The sequence below is a fragment of the Blautia sp. AF34-10 genome (assembly GCF_003477865.1).
Taxonomy (GTDB): domain Bacteria; phylum Bacillota; class Clostridia; order Lachnospirales; family Lachnospiraceae; genus Fusicatenibacter; species Fusicatenibacter saccharivorans.
Genome location: NZ_QUED01000073.1, coordinates 1 through 1857, shown reverse-complemented (window position 1 = coordinate 1857; position 1857 = coordinate 1). Strand labels below are relative to the sequence as shown.

Annotated in this window: 1 protein-coding gene; it reads right to left on the bottom strand. The window is 43.1% G+C overall.

The features are described 5' to 3' along the window. Positions 1-84: 84 nt before the first annotated feature. On the bottom strand, positions 85-1368 hold the full coding sequence (gene ltrA / locus DWZ60_RS16865) for a group II intron reverse transcriptase/maturase (RefSeq protein ID WP_158576419.1): 1284 nt from the start codon (positions 1366-1368) through the stop codon (positions 85-87). Positions 1369-1857: the final 489 nt, after the last annotated feature.

Here is a 1857-nt window from a genome sequence, read left to right as displayed (position 1 = left end):
AATCGAGTAGGAGGGAAATCTGAGTGATTTCCCGACCTCTCACACCACCGTGCGTACCGTTCGGTACACGGCGGTTCAGTCAACTTAACAAGTAACACACCTTTCGGTGTAGTAATCTAACATTGAGATTAATCCAAAACGGGTTAGTCTTTCTTTTGTAACGGCTACATTCATGGCACCGCCTTGACAGCAGTGTGCGATTCTCGCACCATTATAAGCCGTTGAGTACGCTAGTTTCTTATATACCCCTAGCTTTATTAAGTTCTTCGCGCGATTCTGTGGAGTTTTCCAATGTTTCCATATACACATGCGCAATCGAAATCTTATGCTTTGGTCGAGCGTGGCACATAACACCTTCATACTACCTATTTTAAAGTAGTTAATCCACCCTCTGATAAGCTGATTAAGTTTCTCAACCTTATAGCTGTTACTAACGCCCCAGCTACGACAAGTGAGTTCTTTCATTCGCCTCTTGAACTTTGCTACTGATTTTGCATGTGGTTTTGCCTTAAATTGGTGTGCTCTTGAATCAAAGTAGAATCCGAAACCCAGATATTTCAATCCTCTTGGTCTATCTACTTTGCTCTTGGTCATGTTAACTTTGAGTCCTACTTTCTCTTCAATAAAACGAGATATGTTTCTCATTACACGATTGGCAGACATTTCGCTTCCGACCATAATAATACAGTCATCCGCGTATCGTACAAAGTTAAGCCTTCTCTTTTCCATTTCCTTATCAAGTTCATTCAGCATGATATTTGCCAGTAATGGTGAAAGATTTCCTCCTTGTGGTGTTCCCACAATAGAATCCTCATACTCATCATCAATCATGATTCCACTGACAAGATATTTCCTAATGATAGAGATAACATCTCCATCTTTTATAGTTCTGCCTATGATGGTCATAAGCTTGTCATGGTTTACTGTGTCAAAGAACTTTTCCAAGTCAATGTCTACAATCCAGTCGTTGCCCTCGTTCATCATATCAAGTGCTGTCAGGATTGCCTGTTGTGCACATCTGTTCGGTCTGAATCCATAACTATGATCATGGAACTGCTCCTCATAGATTGGTGTTAAGACCTGTGCAATAGCTTGTTGTATAAATCTGTCTGTTACTGTTGGCACTCCCAGGTTTCTGAAACCGCCATCGGGTTTTGGTATCTCCACTCTCCGTACTGGCTGAGGTTTATACTTTCTTGTCCTCAGCTGCTCCTTAATGATTTCGCCGTTCTTTGCAAGATGTTCCTTAAGTTCTGTGCACTTCATTCCGTCCACTCCCTCTGCACCTTTGTTTCGTACGACCTGCAGATATGCTCTGTTGAGGTTATCGCTAGATAATATCTGCTCCATTAGACTACTTGTGTCCATGCGTTCTTTCCTTTCCGTCTCGCTTGATTTGACCATCTTTTACCCGATTGGTTACGGCAGATGTTATCTCTTCTGCAATACGAGACATACTCAAACTTATTGATTGTTCACCCCTTTGCTCCATCTCTATTACAGAGACTTCTTCACTACTATGGGCTCGGCTGACTTCTCACAGTTCGTTGTTACTAGGCTAATGAAACCCCTGTGAGACCTCCACGCTTAAGGTGCACGCTCTTTCCTCTCATCTATCCGCCACATTTACTCGTACTTCCAGCAACTTTAGGACTTCATCTCTTTTGGCAGACTTATCCGTATTTCCGAGCCTTATATGTGATTTCTGTCCGTCGGACCAAGAGTTTGCTTACAGCTTCCTTCAGATTCCACCTCACGATGGACACCCTTGCTGTTCTGCTATACACTTCCTCGTTGCCTAGGCGTGTTCGGGACTTTCACCCATTAGAGCGCGCCCATGGCGCGCAAACCAAAAAT